The organism is Clavibacter californiensis, assembly GCF_021952865.1.
Taxonomy (GTDB): domain Bacteria; phylum Actinomycetota; class Actinomycetes; order Actinomycetales; family Microbacteriaceae; genus Clavibacter; species Clavibacter californiensis.
In genome coordinates this window covers 1,301,660-1,321,184 of record NZ_CP040792.1, presented here as the reverse complement: position 1 = coordinate 1,321,184, position 19,525 = coordinate 1,301,660, and the positions used below count along the sequence as shown (strand labels likewise).

Below are 19,525 nucleotides of genomic sequence, written 5' to 3'. Positions count from 1 at the left end.
CCGGATCAGCCCGCCGTCGCCGCGAACGACTGCCGGGCGATCTCGAGCTCCTCGTCGGTGGGGATCACCAGCACCGCGACGGGGGATCCCTCGGGGCTCACGAAGCGCGCCTCGGAGCTGATCAGCTCGTTGCGGTCGTCGTCGACCCCGATGCCCATGAACTCGAGGCCCGCGAGGGAGCGTCGCCGCACGAGCGGGTTGTTCTCGCCGACGCCGGCCGTGAAGACGACCGCGTCGACACCGCCGAGCTGGGCCGCGTACGCGCCCACGTAGTGGCGGATCCGGTGCCGGTACACGCCGAGCGCCGTCTGCGCGGCCTCGTCGCCATCGGCCGCCGCGCGCTGCACGTCGCGCATGTCGCCGAGACCGGTCAGCCCGAGCAGGCCGCTCCTCCGGTTGAGCAGCGTCTCGAGCTCGTCGAGGCCGAGGTCGGTGTGGCGGGCGAGGTGGAACAGGATCGCCGGGTCGATGTCGCCGGAGCGGGTCCCCATCACCAGGCCCTCGAGCGGCGTGAGGCCCATGGACGTGTCGATGGAGCGCCCGCCCTGCACGGCCGCGGCCGACGCGCCATTGCCGAGGTGCAGAACGATGATCCGCGTCTCCTCGAGCGGCTTGCCGAGCAGGCGCGCGGCGGCCTCCGAGACGAACTTGTGGCTCGTGCCGTGGAAGCCGTAGCGGCGGATGCGGTGCGCCGCGGCGAGCTCCCGGTCGATGGCGTAGGTGTACGCCTCGGCCGGCAGCGTCTGGTGGAACGCGGTGTCGAAGACGGCGACGTGCGGCACGTCGGGGAACGCGGTCTGCGCTGCCTCGATCCCCTGCAGCGCGCCCGGGTTGTGCAGCGGCGCCAGCGCGGAGAGGTCGTCGATGTCGGCCTTCACCTCGTCGGTGACGACGGTCGGCTCGACGAACACGTCGCCGCCGTGCACGACCCGGTGGCCGACCGCGACGGGCGGCTCCTCGTCGAGCGACGGCCCGTGCTCGGCGAACGCGTCGAGCATCGCCTGGAACCCGGCGGTGTGGTCCGCGATGGGCAGCTCGCGCTCCCACGAGTCGCCGCCGGCCTTGTGACGCGTGGATCCGGTCGGCTCGCCGATGCGCTCCACGAGCCCGGACGCGAGCACGGACTCCGTGTCCATCTCGATGAGCTGGTACTTGAACGACGACGATCCGGAGTTGACGACGAGGACGACGGGCACGGGGATTCTCCTGACGGTGCGGGTGCGAGTGCGGGCGGGACGGACGGGACGGACGGGCGCTCAGCCCGCCTCGATCCCCTCGGCCTGGATGGCGGTGATGGCGACGGTGTTGACGATGTCCTGCACGAGCGCGCCGCGCGACAGGTCGTTGATGGGCTTGCGGAGCCCCTGCAGGACGGGCCCGATGGCGACCGCGCCGGCCGAGCGCTGCACGGCCTTGTAGGTGTTGTTGCCCGTGTTGAGGTCCGGGAAGATGAACACCGTCGCGCGGCCGGCGACCGCCGAGCCGGGCATCTTCGTGGCCGCGACCGCCGCGTCCGCCGCAGCGTCGTACTGGATGGGGCCCTCGACCGCGAGGTCCGGCCGCAGCTCCCGCACGCGCGCCGTCGCCTGGCGCACCTTCTCCACGTCGGCGCCGGCGCCCGACTCCCCCGTCGAGTACGACAGCATCGCGATGCGCGGCTCGATGCCGAACTGCGCCGCGGTCTCGGCCGAGGAGATGGCGATGTCGGCGAGCTGGTCGGCCGTGGGATCCGGGTTCACGGCGCAGTCGCCGTAGACGAGCACGCGGTCGGCGAGCGCCATGAGGAACACGGACGAGACGACGGAGACGCCCTCGGTGGTCTTGATGATCTCGAAGCCCGGCCGGATGGTGTGCGCCGTCGTGTGCGCGGCCCCCGACACCATGCCGTCGGCGAGGCCCAGCTGGACCATCATCGTGCCGAAGTAGGACACGTCGGTCACGGTCTCGCGCGCGATGTCGAGCACCATGCCCTTGTGGGCGCGCAAGCGGACGTACTCCTCCGCGAAGCGCTCGCGGAGCACCGCGTCGAACGGGCTGAGCACGGTCGCGCGGCCGATGTCGATGCCGAGGCCGATGGCGCGGGAGCGCACCTCGATCTCCTCGCCCAGGATCGTGACGTCCGCGATGCCGCGGCTGAGGATCGTCCCGGCGGCGCGCAGCACGCGGTCGTCGGTGCCCTCGGGCAGCACGATCCGCTTGCCGGCCGTCCTGGCCCGCTCGATGAGGCCGTACTCGAACATGAGCGGCGTGACCACGTCGGAGCGGCTGACGTCCAGCAGCTCGAGCAGCCGCGACGTGTCGACGTGCTGCTCGAAGGCTGCGAGCGCCGTGTCCATCTTGCGGGTGGACTCGGGCGAGAGCCGGCCGCGGGTCTGCGTGATGCGCTTCGCGGTCTCGTAGGTGCCGAGCTCGGTGGAGATGATCGGCAGGGTCTGGTCGAGCCCGGCGATGAGCGTCTCGATGGTGGGCGACAGCGCGAACCCGCCGTTCAGCACGATGCCCGCGACCGTGGGGAAGGTCTCGGAGGCGTGCGCCGTGAGCACACCCAGGAGGACCTCGCTGCGGTCGCCGGGGATCACGACGATGGCGCCCTCGGTGAGGCGCGCGAGCACGTTCTCCATGGACATGGCCGAGACGACGACGCCGAGCGCCTCGCGGCTGAGGAGCGCCTGGTCGCCCTTGACGAGCGTGCCGTCGACCGCGTCGAGCAGCTCCGAGACCGTGGGGGCGACGAGGAACGCGTCCTCCGGGATCGCCCACACCGGCACGTGCGGCGCCCGCGCCTGGAGCGACGCGGGGACGGCAGCGGGGATCGCGGCCGTGATGGCGTCGAGCTGCTCGGGGTCGGCGCGGTTAACGACGACGCCGAGCAGGGCCGCGTGCGCGGTGACCAGCTCGGGGATGGCGAGGTCGGCGATCTGGCGCATCTCGTCGGGGCTGCGGCCGCCGGTCTCGTCCGCGCGGCGGCCGGTGAGCACCAGGAGCACGGGGGCGCCGAGGTTCGCGGCGATGCGCGCGTTGAAGGACAGCTCGGTGGGGCTGCCGACGTCGGTGTAGTCGCTGCCGACGATGACGACCGCGTCGCACTTCGCCTCGACGGCCTTGTAGCGCTCCACGATGCGCGAGAGGGCGGCCTCGGGATCCGCGTGCACGTCGTCGTAGGTGACGCCCACGCACTCGTCGTAGTCGAGGTCGACGCCGTCGTGCGCGAGCAGCGCCTGGAGCACGTAGTCGGGCTCCTCGATGGAGCGCGCGATGGGACGGAAGACGCCCACCCGCTGGATCTGGTGGGTGAGGGTGTCGAGCACGCCCAGCGCGACCGTCGACTTGCCCGAGTGCCCTTCGGCGGACGTGATGTAGATGCTCCGAGCCATGCCCGCAAGCCTATGGGCGTCGCCTGCGCGGCAGCCTGCGCGTGTTAAAAGGAGAAGACCCCTCGCGCACCTGCCAGAGCCCGGCTGCCCTTGCTGCGTCTCCGCCCTGGGGGAGTTCACCTGGATGGCACCACGCGAGGAGCCGACACCGAGTGTACCCGACGCGGGAGCCCGGTCGGGCGGGCGGCGGCGCCCAGGAGCCGGTCACCGCGCCGGGCGTAGCGTGGGCGGCATGCGCATCATCATCGCCGGAGGACACGGCCAGATCGCCCGACTGCTCGAACGACGCCTCGCCGACCAGGGCCACCAGCCCGTCGGCATCGTCCGCAACCCGGACCACGCGTCCGACCTCGCCGAGGCGGGCGCCGAGGCGCTCGTGCTGGATCTGGAGAAGAGCGACGTGGACCAGGTCGCCCAGGCGCTCCAGGGCGCCGACGCCGTGGTCTTCGCGGCCGGCGGCGGGCCCGACTCCGGTCCCGAGCGCAAGCTCACGATCGACCGCGACGGCGCCATCCTGCTGGCCGACGCCGCCGAGAAGGCGGGCGTCACGCGCTACGTGATGATCTCGGCCATGGCCGTCGACGGCTTCGACCCCGACAGCGACGACACGTACGAGATCTACCAGCGCGCCAAGTCCGAGGCGGACGCCGACCTCCGCGCCCGCGACATCGACTGGACCATCGTGCGTCCCGGCGGCCTCACCGACGACGCGGGAACCGGCCGCATCCAGGTGGGCACGTCCACGGGACGCGGCTCCATCCCGCGCGCCGACGTCGCCGAGATCGTCGCGACCGCGCTCGTGGACGGCACGGGCGTCCGCGTCCAGTTCGAGGCGATCTCGGGCGAGGAGCCCGTCGCCGAGGCCATCGCGGGCCTCCGCTACTAGCGGCACCCGCCTCGCGCGCGAGCCGCGCGGATCTGGATGACGGCCCCCTCCTCCATGGAGGGGGCCGTCATCCGCTTCCGGGCTGCTGAGGCACCCGGGTCGTGCCACGGGCGACGCTTCGGGCCGACGGCACCCGAAGCCGTCGTGGTCCCGTGCGTCGCACGCATGATGCGTCGGAGCGCACCGTCCGGAGCATCCCCATGCCCGGACATGTAGAAGACGTTAGGAGCGTCGGAGCGTGTCCCCCACAGTGCGGACTACTTATTTCCGCGACCCATCCGATCAGTAAACGTCGGTTCGCCTGGCTCGAACCCCGCATTCCGCGCAAGATGTACTCACAAGGACCGCGCAGCCTCGGGGGATGCGGCGTGGACCACCGCTTTGACGCGACGGGGGTCACATGAAGCAGATGACGCACACCTACATGCGGTCGAGCGGCCGCGTCGAGAGCCCGGCTGCCGCTCGGGGCGGCCGCGCCCGCGACCTGGAGACGCTCGAGCGGTGGCTCGCGGCCGGCACGAGCGCCGTGGTCACCGGCAGCGTCGGCTCGGGTCGCAGCTACGTCGCCGGTCGCGTCGCGGACGCCCTCACGCGCAACGGCCTCACCGTGATCCGCGCCCACGCCTCCACGCCCGACCTCGCCGACGTCCTGCGCCGGGTCGTCGACCAGGTCCCCGGGATCCGCACCGCGCGACCACTCCCCGCCGTGCGACCCGTCGTGGTCATCGACGACGGGCACCTGATGGCACCCGACCTGCGCGCCGCCCTCGTCGACGCGCGAGCGAGCGAGCGCTGCACGCTGCTCGTGACCGTCGACGACACGGGCGGCGATCCCCGCCACCTCCGCGCCAGGGACCTCGAGGCGGGCGGGGACCAGGCCGTGCGCAACGCGCAGGCGGCCCACGAGATCCTCGGCCTCTGGCGCAACGGCTACGCCGAGCGGCTCGACCTCGCCCCGCTGGATGCGGCCGAGGTCGACGCGATGATCGACTCGATCGCGGGCCACGTCGCGCTCGACCAGGCGACGCGTGTGCAGATCCAGCGGCGCAGCGGCGGACGGCCGTTCCTCGTCCGCGAGCTGACCTTCGAGGCGCTCGAGTCGGACGGCCCGGATCGCACCATCACGGGCTACGCCTTCCCGAGCCCGCACGCGCCGCGCGCCCGGATCCTCGAGCTGGTCTCCTCGCGCGTCTCGATGCTCGACGACGACGAGCGGAGCACGCTGGTGCTCCTCGCCCGCCTCGACGGCGTCCCCTACCAGCGTGCCGCCCGGCTGTTCGGCGAGACGATCCTGCGGGTGCTCGGCGCCCGCGGCCTCGCGCGCGTGCAGGGCCAGGGCGACCGGATCCTCCGCGCCGACCTGCTGGAGGCCGAGGCCGCGCTCGCCCGCACCGACCCGGAGGCCGTCGACGCCCTCACCCGTCGCGTCGTCGGGTCGCTCCTGCAGGAGGCGGCGCACGGCGTCCCCCTCAACCCCAAGGAGAGCCTGCTGATCGCGCGCACGCTCACCGAGGACGATCGCCGCGACGCCGTCGAGCGCTTCGGCGAGGACACGCTCGCGGTCGTGCACCTCGTCGCCTCGCGGCTCGCCAACGACGTCGGCATGACGCACGACGCGCTCGCCTTCGCGGAGATCGCCGGTCGCGGCGGCTCAGACGCGTACGCGGCCTGCGAGCGGGGACGCGCCCTGACCGTCCTCGGCAACCCGGCGCGCGCGATGGCGGTGCTGGAGTCGCTGGACACGACGTCCCTCACCGCGGCCGAGCGCGTCGAGGCGCTGCACTGGCGCGTCCTCTCGACGCATGCCGCGATGCCGGGGACCGACCGCGTCCGCCGCCTGCTCGACCAGATCGCGAACGGGGCCGACGCGGATCCCGACGAGCGCGCGCAGGCGGCCGTCATCGGCGCCGCCATGTCGCTCGGGCTGATGGAGTGGGAGTCCGCGCTCCGCGCCGCCCGGGACGCCTCCACCCTCACGGCCAGCCCGCTCGTGCGCCTCAGGGCCCAGCGCGCCGTCGTCCTCGCGCTCGGCCACCTCGGGCGCGGCGCCGAGCTCGGCGACGCCATCGACGAGGGGCTCGGCCTCGTCTCCCGCCGCTCCGACCGCCGCGGGACCTACGACGACATCCTCCTCGAGGAGGCGCGCCTCGAGCTCCTCTCGGCGAGCGCGTTCAGCCGCCGCCTGTGCCGCCTCGACCTGCCCGACCTCGAGCGCGAGCTCGACGCGTGGGTGGAGTCGGCGATCGCGCAGGACGCGCAGTGGTTCATCCCCGTCCTCGGCGCCATCACGGGCGGCGTCGCCCTCGACCTCGGCCGGCTCGACCGCGCGGAGGCCGAGCTGACCCTCGCGGACGACCGCCTGATCGGCCCGGACATCGGCACGTGGCGGCTCTGGATCGGCATGCAGCGCGCCCGCGTGCTCGCGCTCCGCGGCCGCACCGAGGAGGCCGAGCGCATCGCGACGGAGATCGCGCACCGGGCCGATCCGCGCTACCCGTACCAGCGCATGCTCGCCGAGGGCGTGCGCGTGGAGATCCTCGCGTCCCGCGGCCGGCCGGAGGAGGCGGCGACGCTGCTCCTCGACGTGGGCGACCTGAGCGGCGACGCCCACGCGCTCCGGGCGGGCATGCTGTTCCGGGCCTGGACGCTCGGATCCGCGGATCCCCGCCTCGTCTCGGGCGCCCGCCTGGTGCGCGATCGCACCGACGTGCCGGCCCTGCACGGCATGGCCGAGGTGGTGGAGGGATCCCGCACGGCGGACGCGGCGCTCGTCGCGCAGGGCGTCCGCACGCTCGAGGAGTCCGGCCTGCACCAGCAGGCCCTGACCGCATGCGAGGACCTCCTCCGCATGCTGGCGGGCGGCGAGACCGGGACCGCCCTCTCCGAGGCGCGGGCTACGCTGGCGCGGATCCAAGCGCGCATCGACCGTGGTGCGCCGGCCGCCGCCGCTGTGACGGTCACGCCCGTCCTCGACGTCAGCATGCTCACCCGCCGGGAGCTCGAGATCGGCGTGCTCGCGGCGCAGGGGCTGAGCAACCGGGAGATCGCCGGGCGCCTCTTCCTGTCCGTGCGCACGGTCGAGTCGCACCTGTACCAGGCGCGCGCCAAGCTCGGCGCGCCCTCCCGTCGGGCCCTCGCCGGGCTGCTCGACACCCCTGGTGCATCGAGCCTCCTCGCGGGCAGGTAGTATCGACGGGTGCCGCCGCGTTCCTGACGCCGCGGCACGCGTCATGGAGGATTCGCCTAGTGGCCTATGGCGCACGCTTGGAAAGCGTGTTGGGTGAAAGCCCTCAGGGGTTCGAATCCCCTATCCTCCGCCAGTCGCACGAGAGCCCCGACGGACCCCGGTCCGCCGGGGCTCTCGTGTACCCCGGCGGCCTCCCCGTGTCCCCCATAGCGCCTCTGCCCGCCGGGTCGGCACCCGCCTAGGCTGGACCGGTCGTCCCGCCCGCACCCGCGGGCGCCGCCCATCCCTGGATGCGCGGCGCGCCGGACGACGGCAGACGCGGCGACGGCGTCGGACGACCGGAGGCCACGTGCAGGACGACGGCGACGCGCCCCCCGCGGGCACGAGCACGCTCATCCGCCCTCGCGCGGCGCTGCTCCGGCAGCTCGGCCTCGCCACGCTCGCGCTCGTGATCCCGCTGGGCGCGGCGCTGCTCGTGCTCGCCGTCCCCACGGGGAACGCGGAGGCCGTGATCCTCGGCGTGGTCCTGATCGTGCTGCTGGGCGCCGTGCTCGCCGGCCTGTACCTCACCTCCTACGTGCGGATCTCGCACATCACGGGCGACGTCGAGTCCCGCTTCCTCGGGCGCCGCACGCGCATCCGCGGCAGCACCGTCCACGACCTCCTGGTCGTGCACGTCTACCAGGGCCTCACGCTCGACACGCGACCGCGCCTGTTCGTCATGGACGTCGACGGCCGGCTCCTCCTCCGCCTGAGCGGCCACGTGTACGACCTGTGGACCATGCGCTCGATGGCGGCCGACCTCGACCTCCCGCTGACGGAGCAGGCGAAGGTGCTCACGATGGCGGAGCTGCGCGGGGCCAGGCGCGGGATCCTGCCCTGGTACGAGCGGTCGCGGATCGCGATGGCGGGGGCGCTCGTGCTCCTGGGCGTGTGCGTGATCGGCGCCGTCGTCGGCATCATGGCGCTCACGGGCGTCCCCGTGTCGATCCGGCTGTGACGGACCCGGCCCCCTCGATGCTCGCGCCGCTGCTCGAGCGCTGGCGGCTGGATCAGGACGGCCCTGCCACGCGCACAGCCAGCAGCGTGCTCGCCCCGGTCCGCCGCGACGGCGCGCGCCTGATGCTCAAGGTGCCGCTCGTGGAGGAGGAGCGGCGCGGCGGGCGGCTGATGGCGGCCTGGGCCGGCCGCGGCGCCGCGCCCGTGCTCGAGTCGGACGCCGACGGCACCGTGCTCATGGCGCGCTCGGGCGACCCGGGGATCCTCGTGCGGGAGGCCTCGGCCGACGGGCCGGACGCGGACGCTCGCGACGACCGGGCCACGCGGATCCTCGCCCGCGCCGCCGCCCGGCTTCACCTGGTCCCGCTGGACGCGACGATGGTCGCCGAGGCCGTGCCGCTGACCGTCTGGTTCCGCGAGCTCCTCGAGCCCGTGCGCCCGCTCCCCCGGCCCCTGGACCGCGGCGCCGGCGTCGCCCGCGAGCTGCTCGCCGGATCCGGGCCGGGCGTCGTGCTGCACGGCGACGTCCACCACGGCAACGTCATGCGCTTCGGCGACGGCAACGGCGACGACGACCGCGACGACAGCGACAGCGACGCCTGGCGCGCCATCGACCCGAAGGCCCTCGTCGGCGACCCCGGCTTCGACACCGCGAACGTGCTCGCGAATCCCACCCCCGCGATCGCGCTGCGGCCGGGACGCCTGGCCCGCCGCGCGCGCGTGGTCGCCGAGGAGACGGGCGCCGACCTCGATGCCGTGCTCGCGTGGACGGAGGCGTGGTGCGCGCTGTCCGCCGCGTGGGACGTGGACGACGCCGCGAGCCTGTCCCGGGTGGACGCGCTCGGCCGGCTCGGGGCCGCCGCGCGCGACGCCCGAACCGGATCCGGCCCGCTGCTCTAACGGACGCCCTCCGGCTCGCGCTCCCCCGGCTCGCGCTCCCCCGTCCCGCGCTCCCCCGTCCCGCGCGGCGCGAGGGCGGACGCGCGCCCGGCGACCGCGCCCAGCGCGCGCTCGAACGGCCCGCGCCCGATGGTCCGCGTCCAGAGGAGGCAGAGCACGACGGTCACGACCACGAACGCCAGGTACGCGCCGTCGTCCGCGATGAGCTCGCCCTCGGGCGCGACGAGGTCGATGACCACGATGTGCACCGCGTACACGGTGAGCGCGAGCTGCCCCACCGCCTCGAGCGGCACGAGCACGGCCGGGAGCAGGGCGGCGACGCGCAGGCACAGGCCGATCACCGCGATGGCGAACCCGCCGGACCCCACGACCTCGAACGGCGAGCCCCCGTGCGGCGTCGTCGAGAGGATGAACTCCCACCCCGGCGGCGGCGCGGGCAGCGCGGCCTCGACGAGCGCCGAGCCGCCGTACGCGAGCACGGCGAGGCCGGCGCCGACGGTCACGAGCAGCAGCTGCACGCGCGCGGCTCCGAGCGCGAGCCGGCCGATCCCGAGGCCGACGATGGCGAACACCACCCAGGTGAGCGCCGGGTAGTGGCCCGTGACGACGAGCACCACGAACGGATCCGGCCGCATCAGCGCGCCGTCGAAGTGGATGGCGAGCGCGGTGGTCGTGACCGGCAGCGCGACGGCGGCGACCGCGGCCAGCGCCAGCAGCCGCGACGCGCGCCAGCGCAGCAGCGGCAGCACGGCCACGAACAGCACCGCGTAGACCTCGAGGATCACCGCGACGTACGTCTGCAGCGACGCCAGCAGCCCGCCGAGGAGGAACAGGCACGCGGCGCGCACGAGGATCCGCAGGCGCACGCGCGCGAGGTCGCTCCCGTCCGCCGGCCGCTCGCGCCCCGACATCAGCGCGATGGACAGCCCCGCGAGCGTCGCGAAGAGGATGGAGGAGCGGCCGTCCGTGATGGCGAGCCAGGTCGCCGGCTCGTCGAGCTCGAGGGTCCGCGGCACGGCGACGTGCGCCGCCATCATCCCGAGGACCGCGAGGCCCCGGGCGGCGTCGACGCCCCGGAGGCGGGCCGGGTCGCGGGCGGGGCTCATGGCCTCACCCTACCCAGCGCTCCCGGCCGGTCGACGGCCGTCAGTTCGTGAGCGCCGGCACCGTCCGCGGCTGGACGATGAGCCACATCGAGAGGATGGAGACGACCGCGCACGCCCCCATGACGGCCGCCATCGGCACGCCCGAGGTGATGCCGATCACGCCGACGATGGGCGAGATCGCACCCGCCAGCCCGAAGTTCACGGCACCGAGCAGCGACGCGGCCGTGCCGGCCTCGTGCCCGTGGTTGACGAGCCCGAGCACCTGCACGCACGGGAACCCGAAGCCGCACGCGAGGATGAAGAAGAACAGCGGGATCAGGGTGCCCAGCAGCCCCGCGTCGGTGAACGTCCCGAGCAGCACGATCGTCGCCGACGACAGGAACTGCACGGTGACGACGCCCGCGAGGATCCACTGCGGCCCGATGACCTTCGTGAGCCTGGCGGCGATCTGGTTGCCGATCACGACCCCGAGCGAGTTGATCCCGAACAGGATCCCGAACTGCTGCGCGTCGAATCCGTACACGTCCTGGAACAGGAACGACGAGCTGGAGAGGTAGGAGAACAGCCCCGCGAACTGCATCCCCCCGATGAGGGCGACGCCGACGAACACGCGGTCACCGAGCACCGAGCGGTAGCGGCGGAGGAGCGTCCCCTTCTCCTCGATGCGCACGCGGTCCTTCGGCAGCGTCTCGACGATGAAGAAGGTGACGGCGATCACGACGAGGAGCGCGTAGGCGGTGAGCGCGTAGAACACGCCACGCCAGTCGACGAAGCGCAGCAGCTGCGAGCCGATCACGGGCGCGAGGATCGGCGCGAGCCCGGTCACGAGCGCGAGGCGCGAGAGCATGCGCACGAGCGGGCGGCCGCCGAAGAGGTCGCGGACCATGGCCATGGCGACGACCGCGCCGCCGGCGGCACCGGCGCCCTGGAGGATGCGGAAGACGAGCAGCGCCGTGACGTCGGGGGCGAGCGCGGCGCCGAGCGACGCGAGGATGTGCAGGCTCGTGGCGACGATGAGCGGCAGGCGCCGGCCCACGCGGTCGCTCCACGGGCCGACGACGAGCTGGCCGAGCGCGAACCCGACGGTGGTGCCCGTGAGGGTCAGCTGCACGGCCGCGTCCGAGACGCCGAACTGGTCCTTGATCACCGGGAAGGCGGGCAGGTAGAGGTCGATCGTGAACGGCCCGAGGCCGACGAGGGCGCCCAGCACGATGATGTAGACGATGCGCTCTCGACGGGAGAGCGCATCGCCGGGGTGGAGGACGGCAGACGACACGGAGCGTTCCTTCGGGATGAGGGGGGCGCGGGGCGCCGGAGGACGGAGGACGTGCGCGTGCGCCGCCTCGAAGTCCAACTGGCTCGCGCCCGGCATATTCCCAGCCCAGGGAATCGCCGCGCTGCCGCTCCTCAGCGCCGGAGCGCGCGGACGACCCGCTCCACGTCGTCCTCGTCGTTCCAGAGGTGGAACGCGATGCGCGCGCGGCCGGCGCGGCCCGAGGCGACGATCCCCGCCGCCCCGAGGGAGGCGAGGTCGGCGCCGTCCGCGTCCGGCCAGGTCACGATGGCCTGCCCGCGCGGCTCGATGCCGAGGCCCACGCTCACGAGGTCGCCGAGCTCGACGTTCCTGCGGTGCACGGCATCGAGGTCGAGGCGCGCGAAGAGCGCGATCGCCGGAGCGGCGCCCACCCACGCGCCGAACGCGGGCGAGACGTCGAACGCGCGCGCGTCCTCGGCGAGCGCCATCGCGGGCCCGTAGCAGGACGCCCACACGTCGGCTCCCGCGTACCAGTTCGCCTGCACGGGGACGAGGGTCCTGCGGTAGCGGTCGGACAGCGTGAGGAAGGCCGCGCCGCGCGGCGCGCAGAGCCACTTGTACGCGTGGCAGGCGGTCGCGTCGAACAGGCTCGCGTCGATGGGCATGGCGCCCGCCGCCTGCGTGGTGTCGCAGAGGGTGAGGGCGTCGTGGATCCGCGCGGCCTCCCGGATCGCGGCGACGTCGGCGACCCGGCCGTCGGCGGACTGCACGAGGGAGAACGCGACCAGGTGCGTGCGCGGGCCGATCTCGGCCGCGAGCTCCTCGAGCGGCACGTGCCGCACCACGACCCCGCGCGCCTCCGCCACCACGAACGGGTACGTGAGAGAGCTGAAGTCGCCCGTCACGCACAGCACCTCGGCGCCCGCGGGCACGGCGGCGGCGAGCACGCTCACGAAGGAGGCGGTCTGCGAGCCGACGGCGACGGATCCGACCGGCACGCCCACGAGCGACGCGTAGGACGCGCGCACGCCCTCGACGACGCCGCCGTAGCCGTGCGCGGTGGATCCGCCGGCCGACCACGTCGTGAGATCGGCGCGCAGGCGCTCGACCGTCGCGCGCGTGGGCAGGCCCATGGTGCAGGCGGACAGGTAGCCGGGCCCGGCCTCGAACAGGTCGCGCAGGTCGGCGGGCAGGGGCGCGGTCGTCATGCGTCCAGCGTGACGAGGGCGGATCCATCGAGCAAGACCCCGCCCGGCATGCGTCCCATAAGCCCGCGTTATGCTCCGTGAATGACCGACGCTCCCCCGACCGCGCGCGACCTCGACTCCGCCGCCCTCGCGGCGGTGCACGCCCTCGCCGTGCGCGGCTCGATCACCGCGGCTGCGGCCTCCCTCGGCGTCAGCCAGCCGGCCCTGTCGCAGACCCTCCGGCGCCTCGAGGCGCGCATCGGCGTGCCCGTCACGGCGCGCGCCGGCCGCGGCGTCGTCCTCACGGAGGCCGGCCGCGTCCTCGCGAGGCACGCCGAGACCGTGGTGCACGCCATCGACCAGGCCGCCGACGAGCTCGACGACCTGCGGGGCCTGCGCGCCGGGACCGTGCGCGTCGCGGCGTTCCCCTCCGCGTCGTCGACCGTCGTCCCGCGGCTGCTCGGCGGCCTCGCGGCGGCGCACCCGGGCCTCGGGTTCGGCTACCTCGAGGCCGAGCCGCCCGAGGCCGTCGCGGCCGTCCGTGCGCGCGAGGCCGACGTCGCCGTCACCTTCGCCTACCCGGACGACCCCGACGACCCGGGCGCGCGCTCCCTCGACGGCCTCGAGTCCCGGCCGCTCTGGCGCGAGACGCTGTGGGCCGTGCTGCCGGAGTCGCGGGCGCTGCGGCACCGCGGCCCGCTCGCGCTCCACGACCTGGCCGACGACAGGTGGATCGCCGGCTGCGTGCGCTGCCGCCGCCACCTCGTGAGCGCGTGCGCCCGCAGCGGCTTCGCGCCGGCGACGGCCTTCGAGACCGACAACGCGGCCGCCGCAGTGGGCATGGTGCAGGCGGGGCTCGGGGTCGCGCTCCTCCCGTCGCTCGCCCTCGCGACCGCGCCCCTCCCCCGCGGCGTCGTCCGGCGGCGGATCTCCGGCGTCGGCGAGCGCGTCGTCCACGTCGTCACGGCTCCGGGCGGATCCGCCTCGCCCGCCGTGCACGCCGCCGTCGCGGCGCTCGTCCGGCTGCGCGTCGGCGACTGGGAGCTCCGTCGGGCGTGAGCGCCCAGGGCCCGCACGCCGCCAGGACAGCCGCCCCTGGCGGATTGTCGGTGGCGCTACGTAATGTCTGAGGGGTCTGCCTCCGGTGTCCACCGCGGGCACCCTGACGCGGAGGAACGGTGACGCATGTCGGACGAGCACGGCGACGAGCTGCAGGACGAGGTCCAGGCCTCGGGCGGATCCACCGAGCGGTCGAACCGGCACCTGCAGCGCAGCCACTCGGAGCAGGCCAGGTACCTGTCGGCCTACTTCGGCTGGAGCCTGCACGGCGACCGCATCCGCTCCCACGGCACGACGGTGGCGATGTTCGTGGAGGACCTGGCCGACGCCATGCTCGCGCTGGGCTGGCTCGACGGCTCCGGCATCATCTGGGACGCGGTGCCGGTCGACGCCGACCGGGCCGTCGCCGAGGTGCGACGCCACCAGATGGAGCAGGGGTGGATGTCGCCCACGACCGAGTGATGACGCGCGCCTCCGCGCGCCCTGTGCGTGCGGACCCGGGTCGCGCCGCTGCTCGGTCTCGGGAGTAGCGTCCGAAGGGATCAGGCCGTCGGGGGACGCGTCCCGCGGACGGCCAGGAGGACACATGACGGACCACGACGGAGCGCTGCTCGACCGCGACATGGGACTGCTGCTCGCCGCCGCGTCCCGAGCGGTGATCTCGCTCTACAGGCCGTTGCTCAAGCCGTACAACCTGACGCACCCGCAGTACCTCGTCATGCTCGCCCTGCACGAGCACGACCCGCGTCGCGCGGGCGATCTGAGCGATGCCGTGCAGCTCACTCCGGGCACCCTGTCTCCGCTGTTCAAGCGCCTCGAGCTCCTCGGCTACATCACGCGCCAGCGTGACCTGGCCGACGAACGCCGCCTCCTCATCGCCCTCACCGGTCGCGGGCGCGGGATCCTGCCCGACCTCCTGCGGGTCGCCGAGCAGGTGCACGACGACGTCGTCCGCCGCAGCGGAGCCGACTCGACCGCGCAGGCGCGCCTGCGCAGCATGACCGAGCTGCTCCTCGAGGCCTGAGCGGACGCCGACCGACCCACGCGGCGCCCGTCAGTGCGCTCCGTCGACCACGCGCTGCCACAGCGTGTGGTCGCTCCACGCGCCGTCGATCCGCAGGTACGCCGGCGCGATCCCGATGGCGTCGAACCCGGCGCGCGTGAGCACCTCCTCGGATCCGCCGTTCCCCACCAGCGTCGACGCCTCCAGCCGGTGCAGCCCGGCGGCGCGGGCTATGCGGACCGCCTCCCGGGCAGCCGCCGTCGCGAGCCCGGCGCCCTGGCGCTCGCGGTCGATCCAGTAGCCGAGGCTCGCGCTCTGCGCCGCGCCGCGCTTCACCGCGAACAGGTCGCAGCGGCCGATGACGCGGTCGCGCTCCACGATGAGGTAAGGCAGGCCGGATCCGGCCGCCCGCTCGGCGATGCGCCCCGCGAGCTGTGCGCGCTGCCCCGCCGACGTGAAGAACGCGTCGGTGCGGGCGGGCTCGAACGGCCGGAGGTGCTCCCGGTTCTCGCGGTACGCCGCGGCGAGCGCTGCGGCGTCGGTGATCCGCGCGGGCCGCATCACGATCCCGGCGGCGAGCACCGCACGCTCGTCCGTGCCGGGCGCAGGCCCGCTCACGCCCCGGGGCGCACGTGGCGCTCGGGCCGCGCGTCGACCGCCGGGATGGTGCGGTCGGCGATGAGCCGCGCGTACCAGAGGGCGCTGTCCTTGGGCGTCCGCTCCTGGGTGGCGTAGTCCACGTGCACGATGCCGAACCGCTTCGAGTACCCGTATGCCCACTCGAAGTTGTCGAGGAGCGACCACACCTGGTAGCCGCGGAGGTCGACGCCGCGCTCGATCGCGCGGTGGGCCGCCGCGAAGTGGCGCGACAGGTAGTCGATCCGCTCGGGGTCGTGGACCGCGCGCACGCCGTCCTCCACGGTCACCTCGTCGTCGAACGCAGCGCCGTTCTCCGTCACCATGAGCGGCAGGTCGGGGAACTCGTCGTGCAGCGACACGAGCAGGTCCTCCAGGCCCTGGGGCTCGATGTTCCAGCCCATCGCCGTGTACGGGCCCGGCTGCTCGAGGAACTCGACGTCGTCGGTGCCGGGGAACGGCGTCGCGGCGACGTCGCCGTGGATGGAGGTGCCGCCGCCCGCGACGGAGCCGTCCCGCATCCGCACCCGGCTGGTGTTGTAGTAGTTGACGCCCAGCAGGTGCAGCGGCTGGCGGATGAGCTCGGTGTCGCCGGGGAGCACGAACGACCAGTCGGTGATCGAGGCGGTGTCCTCGAGCACGTCGGCCGGGTAGCGGCCGTGCAGCAGCGGGTCGAGGAACACGCGGTTGCCGACGCCGTCGACGCGGCGGACGGCCTCGGGCCCCGTGTCGCCCTCGCCGCGGATCACGTGCAGGTTCAGCGTGATGGAGAAGCGCGCGTCGGCCGGCACGACCTCCCGGAGCGCCCGGACCGCGAGGCCGTGCGCGAGGTTGAGGTGGTGCACGGCGCGGAACGAGTCCTCGGCGTCCGTGCGGCCCGGCGCGTGCACGCCGGCCGCGTAGCCGAGGTAGGCCGAGCACCACGGCTCGTTGAGCGTGGTCCAGGTGCCGACGCGGTCCCCGAGCGCCTCGCCCACGATCCGCGCGTAGTCGGCGAACGCGTACGCGGTGTCGCGGCTCGCCCAGCCGCCCTCGTCCTCGAGCGCCTGCGGGAGGTCCCAGTGGTAGAGCGTCGCGATGGGCGTGATCCCCCGGGCCACGAGCCCGTCGACCAGCCGCCCGTAGAACGCCAGGCCCTCCGCGTTCGCCGGCCCGCGCCCGGTCGGCTGGATGCGCGGCCACGCGATCGAGAAGCGGTACGCCTCCAGGCCGAGCGCCTGCATCAGGTCGAGGTCGGACTCGAGCCGGTGGTGGTGGTCGTCGGCGACGTCGCCCGTGTCCCCTCCGAGGACCTTCCCGGGCGTGCGGCTGAACGTGTCCCAGATGGAGGGGCCGCGCCCGCCCTCGTCGACCGCGCCCTCGATCTGGTAGGCGGCGGTGGCGGATCCGAAGAGGAAGCCGGGCGGGAACTCGAGGCCCTCGCCCCGGTCGTCGGCGGGATCCGCGTCCGGTCCGGCTGCGGCGGGCGATGCGTCGGTCATGTCGGGTGGACCTCTCCGTCGGGGCGATGGCAGGCCGGCGGATGCGCACGCGCGCGGTCGACGACGACCTCCTGCCATCCTGCCGGGGTGCCCGTCGCGCGTCCAGCCGACCCGCCCCAGCGTCGTGTCGGCGTTGTGCCCCGGCCGCGCTCCGGTTAGGTTGTAGTTAGCAACAAATCACCGACGACGCTGACAGGAGACACCATGGCGCTCACCCCCACCCGCGAGGACAAGTTCTCGTTCGGACTCTGGACCATCGGCTACACGGGGGCCGATCCCTTCGGCGGCCCGACCCGCTCCGACCTCGACGTGGTCGAGGGCGTCGAGCGCATCTCGGAGCTGGGCGCCTACGGCCTCACCTTCCACGACGACGACCTCTTCGCCTTCGGATCCACCGACGCGGAGCGCCAGACGCAGATCGACCGCCTCAAGGGCGCCCTCAGCGACACCGGCATCGTCGTGCCGATGGTCACCACCAACCTCTTCAGCGCGCCCGTCTTCAAGGACGGCGGCTTCACCAGCAACGACCGCGCCGTCCGCCGGTTCGCGATCCGCAAGGTGCTCCGCAACATCGACCTCGCCGCCGAGCTCGGCGCGCAGACGTTCGTCATGTGGGGCGGCCGCGAGGGCGCCGAGTACGACTCCGCCAAGGACGTCCGCGGCGCGCTCGAGCGCTACCGCGAGGCCGTCAACCTCCTCGGCGACTACGTCACCGACAAGGGCTACGACATCCGCTTCGCGATCGAGCCGAAGCCCAACGAGCCCCGCGGCGACATCCTGCTGCCCACCCTCGGCCACGCGCTCGCCTTCATCGAGACCCTCGAGCGCCCCGAGCTCGTCGGCGTGAACCCCGAGGTCGGCCACGAGCAGATGGCGGGCCTCAACTTCACCGCCGGCATCATGCAGGCGCTGTACCAGGGCAAGCTCTTCCACATCGACCTCAACGGCCAGCGCGGCATCAAGTACGACCAGGACCTCGTCTTCGGCCACGGCGACCTGCAGAACGCGTTCTCGCTCGTCGACCTGCTGGAGAACGGCGGCGTGGGCGGCGGCCGCTCCTACGACGGCCCCCGTCACTTCGACTACAAGCCCAGCCGCACCGAGGACATCACGGGCGTGTGGGACTCCGCCGCCGCGAACATGCGCATGTACCTGCTCCTCAAGGAGCGCGCGCAGGCGTTCCGCGCCGACCCCGAGGTCCAGGAGGCGCTCGCCGCCGCCAAGGTCGCCGACATCTACACGCCGACGCTGAACGAGGGCGAGTCGTACGACGACATCCTCGCCGACCGCTCCTCCTACGAGGACTTCGACGCCCCGTCGTACTTCGACGCGAAGGGCTTCGGCTTCGTCCGCCTCAACCAGCTGGCGCTCGAGCACCTGATGGGCGCGCGCTCCTAGAGTCCGCACCCGCACGACACGAGAGCCGCTCCCGGATCACGGGGGCGGCTCTCGTCGTCTGCGCTTCGCAGCGCCGGATGATTGCCTCAGCTCGTGCCCCATCCTGTCAACGGCGGACCGTGATGCCTCTTCTCAGCCCGGCGGACGTCTGCGCCGGGATAGCGACACGGCCAGGAGCACGAAGAGAACGAAGAGCGGGACGGTCACGAGGGCGACAAAACGGCTGCCATCCTGCCCGGCCAGGGCCCAACCTGCGATCAAGACAGAAGCAGTGCCGATGACCCACAACACCACGCGGGATCTCACGTCATGCACCCTCTTTCATCTCTGTAGACGCCTTTGCCTGATGAATTGTATCCTCGCGCGTCAGCACAGCATCCACGAAATGCGTCAGACACAACGACCCTGCAGAGTCGCAGTATAGATGCGGAGTTCCCCATTGCCCGCGCAGAGACCCTGATCGTTGATGTAGACCAGGGCGACCGCTATGATGGTTGCCGCGTTACCGCACGCTACCGGACCCGCGAAACAAATCGCAGCACCGAGCGCCGCGCCCGCCCCAGAAGCCAAAGCAGTTTGATCGGTCTTATTGAACGAGATGTATGCACCCCTTCTATTTTCGTAGCCGGCACCGATCAACGACGATGATAGGGGTGCGTGCCCGCTGCCCCCGAGGGCATCCGGAACGGATACGGTTAGACCGTTCCCTAGCCGATATTTCCGAACGACGACGCCGGACTCCACGGTGATTGATGCGGGCAGACGTGATGCATCCAACTCGTGAACCAATTCGCTGACGGACTCTGGCTTCACCGACGTGACGAGGGTTTCCATCGGCTGAGCCGCTCCTCCCGCAGCGGCATGTTCAGAGGCATGCGCGGGTGCTGCGTAGAGGAGGGATGCCGCGAGCACCATGACGACGAGCGACCCGAACCTGGCGACCGGTCGCCGGAAAGGTGTTTCGACCTCTTTGCTGAACGAGATGCGTTGTGAGGATGCGTTGTGCCTCGGGGTCCTCATGACCGGATCTTAGAGACGCGACCAACTCCACTCC

General features: G+C 73.2%; 16 protein-coding genes, 1 tRNA gene and 1 other RNA gene. 9 read left to right on the top strand and 9 right to left on the bottom strand.

Annotation, left to right across the window (positions count from 1 at the left end):
• Positions 1-5: 5 nt before the first annotated feature.
• From FGD68_RS06560 to ffs, 3 genes are all read right to left on the bottom strand, one after another.
• A complete protein-coding gene (locus FGD68_RS06560) occupies positions 6-1,196 on the bottom strand; it encodes an acetate/propionate family kinase (RefSeq protein ID WP_119372490.1) in 1,191 nt (396 codons plus the stop codon).
• 60 nt (positions 1,197-1,256) lie between these two features.
• On the bottom strand, positions 1,257-3,374 hold the full coding sequence (gene pta, locus FGD68_RS06555; RefSeq protein ID WP_104236168.1) for a phosphate acetyltransferase: 2,118 nt from the start codon (positions 3,372-3,374) through the stop codon (positions 1,257-1,259).
• Positions 3,375-3,424: 50 nt separating this feature from the next.
• Positions 3,425-3,521, bottom strand: an RNA gene (gene ffs, locus FGD68_RS06550) — signal recognition particle sRNA small type.
• Positions 3,522-3,606: 85 nt separating this feature from the next.
• On the opposite strand from ffs, the gene FGD68_RS06545 reads away from it, so the two are divergent.
• The 5 genes from FGD68_RS06545 (at position 3,607) to FGD68_RS06525 (ending at position 9,346) form a co-directional block, all read left to right on the top strand.
• Positions 3,607-4,260 carry an SDR family oxidoreductase gene (locus FGD68_RS06545; RefSeq protein ID WP_119372491.1) on the top strand — a complete coding sequence of 218 codons (654 nt, stop codon included), beginning with the start codon at positions 3,607-3,609 and terminating at the stop codon, positions 4,258-4,260.
• A 400-nt stretch (positions 4,261-4,660) separates the two neighbouring features.
• Complete coding sequence (locus FGD68_RS06540; protein ID WP_182480881.1) at positions 4,661-7,447, top strand: LuxR family transcriptional regulator; 2,787 nt, start codon at positions 4,661-4,663, stop codon at positions 7,445-7,447.
• 45 nt (positions 7,448-7,492) lie between these two features.
• Positions 7,493-7,580: transfer RNA gene (locus FGD68_RS06535), tRNA-Ser, on the top strand.
• Positions 7,581-7,796: 216 nt separating this feature from the next.
• Positions 7,797-8,447: a hypothetical protein gene (locus FGD68_RS06530; protein ID WP_237609928.1), complete on the top strand. Its 651-nt coding sequence runs from the start codon at positions 7,797-7,799 to the stop codon at positions 8,445-8,447.
• The gene (locus FGD68_RS06525) at positions 8,444-9,346 is read left to right on the top strand and encodes an aminoglycoside phosphotransferase family protein (protein ID WP_237609927.1); all 903 of its coding nucleotides are present in this window, start codon (positions 8,444-8,446) and stop codon (positions 9,344-9,346) included. Before FGD68_RS06530 ends, FGD68_RS06525 begins: the two co-directional genes overlap by 4 nt.
• On the opposite strand, the gene FGD68_RS06520 is transcribed toward FGD68_RS06525, so the two are convergent.
• The 3 genes from FGD68_RS06520 to FGD68_RS06510 all read right to left on the bottom strand — a co-directional run bounded on the left by FGD68_RS06520 (position 9,343) and on the right by FGD68_RS06510 (position 12,915).
• Positions 9,343-10,452: a heparan-alpha-glucosaminide N-acetyltransferase domain-containing protein gene (locus FGD68_RS06520; protein ID WP_237609926.1), complete on the bottom strand. Its 1,110-nt coding sequence runs from the start codon at positions 10,450-10,452 to the stop codon at positions 9,343-9,345. The two genes, FGD68_RS06525 and FGD68_RS06520, sit on opposite strands and share 4 nt — an antisense overlap.
• Before the next feature lie 40 nt (positions 10,453-10,492).
• On the bottom strand, positions 10,493-11,728 hold the full coding sequence (locus tag FGD68_RS06515) for a multidrug effflux MFS transporter (protein ID WP_104236217.1): 1,236 nt from the start codon (positions 11,726-11,728) through the stop codon (positions 10,493-10,495).
• Positions 11,729-11,859: 131 nt separating this feature from the next.
• Positions 11,860-12,915, bottom strand: coding sequence for an aminotransferase class V-fold PLP-dependent enzyme (locus tag FGD68_RS06510; protein WP_119373556.1), 1,056 nt, complete (start codon positions 12,913-12,915; stop codon positions 11,860-11,862).
• 81 nt (positions 12,916-12,996) lie between these two features.
• Here FGD68_RS06510 and FGD68_RS06505 point away from each other — a divergent pair, with 81 nt between their 5' ends.
• From FGD68_RS06505 to FGD68_RS06495, 3 genes are all read left to right on the top strand, one after another.
• Positions 12,997-13,953, top strand: a complete 957-nt coding sequence (locus tag FGD68_RS06505) for a LysR family transcriptional regulator (protein ID WP_237609925.1) — start codon at positions 12,997-12,999, stop codon at positions 13,951-13,953.
• Between the two features lie 126 nt (positions 13,954-14,079).
• Complete coding sequence (locus tag FGD68_RS06500) at positions 14,080-14,415, top strand: hypothetical protein (RefSeq protein ID WP_119373797.1); 336 nt, start codon at positions 14,080-14,082, stop codon at positions 14,413-14,415.
• A gap of 124 nt (positions 14,416-14,539) precedes the next feature.
• Positions 14,540-14,977 carry a MarR family winged helix-turn-helix transcriptional regulator gene (locus tag FGD68_RS06495; RefSeq protein ID WP_104236162.1) on the top strand — a complete coding sequence of 146 codons (438 nt, stop codon included), beginning with the start codon at positions 14,540-14,542 and terminating at the stop codon, positions 14,975-14,977.
• A gap of 30 nt (positions 14,978-15,007) precedes the next feature.
• Here FGD68_RS06495 and FGD68_RS06490 read toward each other — a convergent pair whose 3' ends face one another.
• Together FGD68_RS06490 and FGD68_RS06485 are read right to left on the bottom strand one after the other, a co-directional pair.
• The gene (locus FGD68_RS06490) at positions 15,008-15,538 is read right to left on the bottom strand and encodes a GNAT family N-acetyltransferase (RefSeq protein WP_237609924.1); all 531 of its coding nucleotides are present in this window, start codon (positions 15,536-15,538) and stop codon (positions 15,008-15,010) included.
• Between the two features lie 32 nt (positions 15,539-15,570).
• Positions 15,571-17,073, bottom strand: coding sequence for a GH1 family beta-glucosidase (locus tag FGD68_RS06485; RefSeq protein WP_119373121.1), 1,503 nt, complete (start codon positions 17,071-17,073; stop codon positions 15,571-15,573).
• A gap of 204 nt (positions 17,074-17,277) precedes the next feature.
• On the opposite strand from FGD68_RS06485, the gene xylA reads away from it, so the two are divergent.
• Positions 17,278-18,471 (top strand): xylose isomerase, encoded by a 1,194-nt coding sequence (xylA, locus tag FGD68_RS06480; RefSeq protein WP_119373122.1) that lies wholly within the window; start codon positions 17,278-17,280, stop codon positions 18,469-18,471.
• A 390-nt stretch (positions 18,472-18,861) separates the two neighbouring features.
• On the opposite strand, the gene FGD68_RS06475 is transcribed toward xylA, so the two are convergent.
• Positions 18,862-19,305 carry a hypothetical protein gene (locus FGD68_RS06475; protein ID WP_147361661.1) on the bottom strand — a complete coding sequence of 148 codons (444 nt, stop codon included), beginning with the start codon at positions 19,303-19,305 and terminating at the stop codon, positions 18,862-18,864.
• Between the last annotated feature and the right edge of the window lie 220 nt (positions 19,306-19,525).